Origin of the sequence: Acinetobacter sp. S4397-1, from assembly GCF_024129285.1 — a bacterium.
In the GTDB taxonomy this organism is placed as follows: Bacteria; Pseudomonadota; Gammaproteobacteria; order Pseudomonadales; family Moraxellaceae; genus Acinetobacter; species Acinetobacter lwoffii_C.
This window is the reverse complement of the sequence record NZ_JAMXXZ010000052.1, coordinates 1-7,549: the sequence shown is the minus strand read 5'-3', so window position 1 is coordinate 7,549 and position 7,549 is coordinate 1. Positions and strand designations below refer to the sequence as shown.

At 39.7% G+C, this 7,549-nt stretch carries 4 protein-coding genes and 1 pseudogene; 1 reads left to right on the top strand and 4 read right to left on the bottom strand.

Going from position 1 to position 7,549, the window contains the following annotated elements:
* Positions 1-23: 23 nt before the first annotated feature.
* Both NI467_RS14020 and NI467_RS14015 read right to left on the bottom strand, forming a co-directional pair.
* A complete protein-coding gene (locus NI467_RS14020; RefSeq protein WP_151204759.1) occupies positions 24-797 on the bottom strand; it encodes a glucose 1-dehydrogenase in 774 nt (257 codons plus the stop codon).
* A gap of 97 nt (positions 798-894) precedes the next feature.
* The gene (locus tag NI467_RS14015; protein ID WP_253153448.1) at positions 895-2,097 is read right to left on the bottom strand and encodes a S9 family peptidase; all 1,203 of its coding nucleotides are present in this window, start codon (positions 2,095-2,097) and stop codon (positions 895-897) included.
* A gap of 634 nt (positions 2,098-2,731) precedes the next feature.
* On the opposite strand from NI467_RS14015, the gene NI467_RS14010 reads away from it, so the two are divergent.
* On the top strand, positions 2,732-4,960 hold the full coding sequence (locus NI467_RS14010) for a phosphocholine-specific phospholipase C (RefSeq protein WP_253153447.1): 2,229 nt from the start codon (positions 2,732-2,734) through the stop codon (positions 4,958-4,960).
* Positions 4,961-5,130: 170 nt separating this feature from the next.
* Here the strand turns inward: NI467_RS14010 and NI467_RS14005 are convergent.
* A pseudogene (locus NI467_RS14005) lies at positions 5,131-6,116 on the bottom strand (IS3 family transposase).
* Positions 6,117-6,206: 90 nt separating this feature from the next.
* Entirely contained in the window at positions 6,207-6,998 is a 792-nt protein-coding gene (locus tag NI467_RS14000; RefSeq protein WP_253153446.1) for an rRNA large subunit pseudouridine synthase E, read from the bottom strand.
* Positions 6,999-7,549 lie beyond the last annotated feature (551 nt).

Here is a 7,549-nt window from a genome sequence, read left to right as displayed (position 1 = left end):
TTTTAGGTTTTAGATCGCACTCTTTAATCCAGTGTTTGTACACCACCACCATTTACAAATAAGGTTTGGCCAGAAACCCATGATGAAAGAGGTGAGGCAAAGAATAATACAGCTCTCGCGATATCTTCTGGCTCACCTAATCGTTGTAATGGGGTATGGGAAAGCATTCTTTTTTCAATGTCAGGTTGCAGTACTTTTTCTAATGCTGCGGTACGAATCGCTCCAGGCCCTACCGCATTAATACGTATATTCGGACCAAAATCATGGGCTAAATTAGCGACCATATGGTTTAAAGCAGCTTTTGATGATGCATATCCGCTCATAGCAGGGCTTTTGTTAATTGAACTCATAGAGCTGATATTTATTATTGAACCATAGCCAGCTTTATTCATATGCGGTGCGACGAGTTGACACAATCGCCAAGCAGCAAACACATTAAGCTGAAAATCACGCTCTATAGTATCTACGCTAATTTGATCAGGAGATTCACGGCCACCGCCGCCGCCTCCCGCATTGTTCACCAAGATGTGAATATGACCAAAGGTTTCGATTGTTTTATTCACTGCATTGACCAATTGATCATCTTGCAGAATATTACATGCAACATATTGTATGTTGCGTCCGGTCAGCTGCTTGATTTCTTCTGCTGTATGTTTAGCTGCTTCTAAATTTAAATCGGCAATCATAACGTCCGAGCCTGCTTGTGCAAGAATGAGAGCGCTGGCTTTCCCAATACCTGCTGCACCGCCTGTTACAAGTGCTATTTTATTCGTCAGTGATAATAAACTTTGTGGCATCATTTTGATTTATTCCCATATGTATATTAAGACTCGAAATATTTAATTCTTCTACGGCAGAGTTTTATTTTGAGTTCAAAATCCTAAATCTACCGCATCATTTTGAATTGCAGGTATTTACAATTTTCCCTTGTTCAACTGAATTGATAAAGCTTCCAATCAGGAGTTCACTTTGTCTTAAAGAGTCACGATGATCTCCATTTTTGATTAGGTGAAAGGAAATAGGTCTTTGCTTCTTACATACTTGCTGATAGTAAGCATAAGTACCACGGTAATCTACCAGCTGATCTTTATCACCTTGTACAATGAGCGTTGGCACAATAGGTGTCATATTCTCAATAGACTGTTTTTTTAAATAATTTGTCAAAGGTGCCAAATTTACATTTGGTTTAAAAACTGTTTGAGGTGCTGCCTTTAGCTCAGATTGTAATTCTGACAAACAGCGATTACGTGCATAATTTAGAACTTTAGTCATGTCTGAGCTAACTAAATTTGCTGGAGCCAGGCTAGGATCTGCGGCTTCTGCTCCCAAAAGCACAATTGGAAAAAATGCGGCCACACCGGTTTCAATTGGAGTATGGGTTGTTACGTATTCAGCGATTCCTTGGTATTGATAGCCACCTGGTGCGAGTGCAATGGCACCTTTTAAATTGAGCTCAGGTGCATCTTTTCGGCCATCAGTAGCCACCTTAAGGGAAGCTGCACCTCCTTGACTATGACCCATAACATACCAGTCTTTACTAAATTTATAAGGTTTTAAAAGGTGGGCTGCCCGGACAGCATCAACGACAGTGTATAACTGACTTTGTGCATTCATATAGGGATGTCCACCGGGGGTACCTAAACCCTGATAATCAGGGGCGACGACTGCATATCCGCGAGCAAGCCAGGCATTTAGTGCTTTAGCAGCAATTTGTTGATAAGGATGAACTGGACCGTCGGCATAATCTCCTGAAGGCGCACAAGTGTCTGCTACACCAGTTGTGCCATGAGCCCAAGCAAGAACAGGCCAACCTCCTTGGGGTACTTTACCTTTAGGGAGTAAGAGATATCCTGAAGTTACAATTGGTTCAGACTGTACTCCACGACTACGGTAAGTGATCAAGAACCGCTGTGAAGCATTGGTAAATAGATCGATATTCTCTTCTTTTATCGATAGGATTGTTCCTGGTGTTCTACTGGAGATATTCGACGTTTGGACTTTATCATTATTGGGAAAGACAGGAGAGGCTATTGCATATGTGGAGTTGAAGCAAAGGCAGCTTACGACCAATTTTAGAATGGGATATTTAATTTTCATTACTGGTACCATCTTTATAATGTCATTCTTAATGTATCAGCTTTATCCTGCTTTCTAAATAAAGTATTAAAAATTCGGTATGAACCTAAGTTTTATAGTGATACTTGAAGCTTCTTTTATTATGTCACTTTCACAAAGATTATAAAGTTTTCCTAAAATTAACCTAATACACGTTATATGAAGCTTAAAAATTAAGTCTACGAACTTGATTTTTATGTATTTTTTAAGTTTAAAGCCTAGGTTGTGGTCTAGGCTTTTCTATTTTGTATAACAGCCATTATATTAAATGGATGATAATTATATGTAACCTTATATATTTTCTTATATTTTTTACTTTCCATTTTAAGGTTACAAGAAAAAGCAATCATGTTGATGTGAATCATATATCTGTGAAGTCATATTAGATATTACACCCTATTGTCATATCACTTATCTAAGATATTAGCTTCTTTTCTATGGATAAAGCAAATGCTGAAAAAATTAAAGGGCAGTTTTAAGCCAACATATTTTCTGCCAATTTTACTCCTACTCACTGCCTGCAATGATTCAAATGATGATCAGTCTATAACTCCACCTGATAACTCCAAAGAACCATTAATACGTTGTGCACCATAAAAGTAAAAAGGGAAATACTGTGATTAATCGTCGTCAATTTTTAGTAAATACGCTTAAGACAAGTTTTGGTGCTGCTGCCTTATCTACATTTCCAGCCAGTATCCAAAAAGCATTAGCTATTCCTGCAAATAATAAAACAGGAACAATCCAGGATGTTGAGCATGTCGTTATTTTAATGCAAGAAAACCGCTCATTTGACCATTATTTTGGAACATTAAAAGGGGTTCGCGGTTTTGCAGATCGTTTCACTATTCCTTTACAAAATGGGCGTAATGTTTGGCAACAACAACGTCGTGATGGTTCATTATTAACGCCCTTTCATTTAGATGGATCAATGAATAATGCGCAACGCGCACCTGGTACGAATCATACTTGGATAGATAGCCAAAAAGCTTGGGACAATGGCCGAATGACCAATTGGCCAACGTATAAAACTGATTATGCAATGGGTTATTTTAAAGAACAGGAAATCCCTTATCAGTTTGCTTTAGCTAATGCCTTTACCATTTGTGATGCATATCATTGTTCGATGCATACAGGTACAGATGCCAATCGTTCATTTCATTTAACAGGTACTAATGGAGCAGTACCGACTGGTACGGCTTTTGTTAATAATGAATGGGATTGGATTGATGGCGACCCCAAAAATGTTGATATCGGCTACACATGGAAAACTTATGCTGAACGTTTAGAAGAAGCTGGTATTAATTGGATTTGTTATCAAAATATGCCTGATGAATGGGGCGATAACATGCTAGGGGCGTTTCGTACTTTTAAAAAAGCCAATATTGCTTCAGGTTATCCAGTTTCGAGTGGCGGTGCACCCAATAGCCCATATAATAAGGCAGCACAAACTTTACCTTATAAAGCTTATGATGCGTCAACTGATAATGCTCAAAATCCACTCTATAAAGGCATAGCCAATACTTTACCCGGGAATAACCCTGAAGAGTTTTTAGATGCTTTTAAAAGGGATATAAAAACAGGAAAATTACCTCAAGTTTCCTGGATCAATGCACCATCAATCTATTGTGAGCATCCTGGACCATCAAGCCCAGTACAAGGTGCCTGGTTTATTCAAGAAATTTTGGATGCTCTAACAGCAGTACCGGAGGTTTGGAGTAAAACAGTTTTCTTAATTAATTTTGATGAAAATGATGGTTATTTTGATCATGTTCCATCTCCATCTGCTCCCACGCTTCAAGCAAATAATACATATGCAGGAAAATCAACGCTCAGCGAAGCCGATATGCAACATGAATATTATGTACATGATGCGCCACTGGGAAGTACCAGTCAGCCTAAAAAAGATAATGGCGTGTATGGGCCTGGTCCACGTGTACCATTATTTGTAATTTCACCTTGGAGTCGTGGTGGGATCGTTAATTCTCAAGTATTTGATCATACTTCGGTACTAATGTTTTTAGAAAAGCGTTTTGGTGTAACAGAAAGCAATATCAGCCCTTATCGTCGCGCAATTTGTGGTGACCTCACTTCGGCCTTTAACTTTGAGAATCCAAATGATGATGTGTTACCAGAATTGAGTGGTAAAAAAACTCGTGAGCAAGCAGATCTGCTCCGCTCAGAACAACAAAAATTACCGAATGTTCCAATTCCAACCCATTTAAAACTCCCAATTCAAACTAGCGGAATTCGGCGTTCTAAAGCATTGCCTTATGAATTACATACCAGTGCCCGTTGTCAAAACGATGGAACAGTTAAGCTCATCTTCTCTAATACAGGTACACAAGGCGCAGTTTTTCATGTCTATGACAAGTTAAACCTTGATACGATTCCGCGTCGGTACATTGTAGAAGCAGGAAAAACACTAGATGATGTCTGGAAGGTACAACAGGATAACCAAGGAATGTACGACCTTTGGGTGCTCGGTCCAAACGGCTATCATCGACATTTTCGAGGAGATCTAAACCGCAATAAATACTTAGAAATCAATCCTGAAATACGAGTGTGTTATGACATTAATAATGGCAATGTCTATGTAGATTTGCTTAATATTTCGACTAAAGAAATCGATTTTATTTTAACGCCTCTTGCTTATCGTACAGATGAGTCTATTAAAATTAATGTTAAAGCTCAACAGACTGTTACTCATTACTGGGATTTGGGAGAAGCATGGCAATGGTATGATTTTGCTGTTACATGTAGTCAAGATAATAAGTTTTATAGACGCTTTGCTGGTCGTGTAGAGATAGGTAAAGACTCTGTTAGCGATCCAGCAATGGTTTAAGAGTTGCCATTATTGAATTTCAATATTCACCTTTTAAGCTTATTCAGTACTATATTTCATAACTGAATAAGCTTTTTTATAATGGTTTTTTTAGCATTAGTTATAAGAGCTAAGACTATGGTTGCTACACTTTAAATATTATCGCTCTAATGGTTTATGTTTTTTTGATCCTAGACAATATCGTGAGCAATCGATCTCTCTAAATTCTTAAAATATTTCTGCTTAAAGGCTTAACCGACCATTTGCAGAATGCCTTCTGACCCGATTGTAATAGACTTTAATATAGTCAAATAAGACAGCTTTTGCCTCTTTTCGAGTGATCAACACATTGCCATGTAGCACATGGGCTTTTAAATGGGTGAAAGAAGCTTTTGCATAATTAAACGCATCACACCAATGGATGGTCTATTCGATGGCTGGTTTGCCAACCGAAAATAGAACGCTAAACAGATCCAACATTACACATCAATACAGCTAACAAGGTTTGGATAAGGGATATAGCTAATATCTGTTGTCCTGAGACGCATTGCTTCGCAAGGCTTGGCTGAGTGACTGTAAATTGGCGTGTAGGCAAACGATGGTTCGAATCACTTGTATGCTTGCATTTACCTGCAATCTTGCTACGTAAACCAAGCTTTTTTTCTAGCATCTTTCCAACAGTACGTTCGCTCATGCTGTAACTTAAATCATGTATGTCATGTACCAATGAAAGAGCACCAATCGTGCATGCTTGCTGCCAATATACGGCTTTTAAGCGCTGTATCGGCCTGGCTTTGCGCCAGGCATAATAGCCTGAAGTGCTGATACCTAACATTTACAGGCAGAAGATACCGTGACTTCATTCACATTCAGATCTTGCATTACCGTGTACTTTTCTTGGCATGATCTGTCAGAAAGTACACACGCGCTTTTTTAAGATGCTATTGGCTTCCTTGAGCTGTTTGACTTCTTTCTTTAATTCCAAGCTCCGCTGCTCTTCTGGTTCAAGTTGACGTTTACTTGAACCCGTTGGATTAGTTTCACTAATCCCTTTGTCTAAGCTTGAATAACCCACACCTGATTTTTGGGCGATTGCAGCGATGGGCTCGTGTGAGTTTGAAAGAGCATAATCAAGTGCTTGCTGTTTAAAGTCAGGACTTGAGCAGCACTGCTGCACAAGATAGCCCTCAATATGTCTCCAAAGATTAAAGTTAGGTTATCTTTAGAGGCAGGAACTGTCTATTATTTTGGCCAGGAGCATTAAATATTAACGACCATTTCGTCCACGACCACGTGATTTGGTATTTGGACGGGTAGTACCATTGGTCTTGCGACGAGGCTTTTCACTTTCTTCCATTTGCCAGATACGTGGGGTACCCGTTTTTTTCTTGGCTGCCCCAGCTTTACTGGCATTTTTATGCATAGGTTTGCCGCCGCTGCCGCCCGGTTTCTTCACATAAGAACGTGAACGATAAGGTTCTTGCGCAGGCACATCTTTAAAGTCTGGATACAGCAGCGGTTCGATTTCTTTGGTTTCACCCGGTTGTAGGCCCATTTGTACCAGATCAATTGAACCGATTTTAGTACGAATCAGGCGCAGCGTTGGAAAGCCAACAGCAGCGGTCATACGACGAACCTGGCGGTTACGGCCTTCACAAATCGAAACTTCCACCCACGACGTCGGCACTGAAGCGCGATAGCGTACTGGAGGATTACGCTCCCATAACCATTCCGGTTCAGCGACTTTAATCGCCTGTGCTGGCAAAGTCATTCCATCATTCAGCTCGACACCTTTACGAAGCTGCTCTAGCGCTTCTTCAGTCATCTCACCATTGACCTGAACCAGATAGGTCTTGAATTTTTTATTGGCCGGGTTGGTAATAAACTGGTTCAAGCCGCCATGATCGGTCAGGAACATCAGACCTTCCGAATCCATATCTAGACGGCCTGCGATGCGTAAATCCGGATCATCAATGAAATCCGCCATGGTCTGATGTTTTTCATCAGCGCGGAATTGGGAGAGGACGTCATAAGGTTTGTTTAGAATGACAATTTTCACTGTAACCTACTAAAAAATATAAGATAATTTTATTGTGGTTTTAATCTTACCCGTTTGGTTACCCGCTTTGGGAGAAGTAGGGGTAAAAGTTGGTAAATAAAAGCCCACTATGTGTGGGCTATCATAGCAGATTCTGTTTTATGTTCTTCAACTTTATTCTTTACGTAAGATGGCTACCAGCACACGTCTTTTTCGGACAGTCTAATTGGTTGCTGAAGGTCGCCAGAATTTACTAGCGCATAAAATTTATCCTTTTCAATAGCCAGTAACTGCATAAACTCTTTCGCTCGGATTCCACCAGCACTTTCCAACATGACACCTCTTCAACCTTTGTTGAAATCGTTGTGGTGCTATTGCTTCAATCGAAGATATGGTGGAAATCATTCTTTTAAGTATGCGTAATGAGATAGTTTTTATGCTGATATTTACCGTGAAAACTTGAGAAAAGCTGAATTGACAGAAAAGCTTTATATAAGACACTACTATTTGTAGAGTGGTCGTTCTATACAAAATTGACCCGGTGTTAAAAAGCTCATCAAATGATGGGCTTT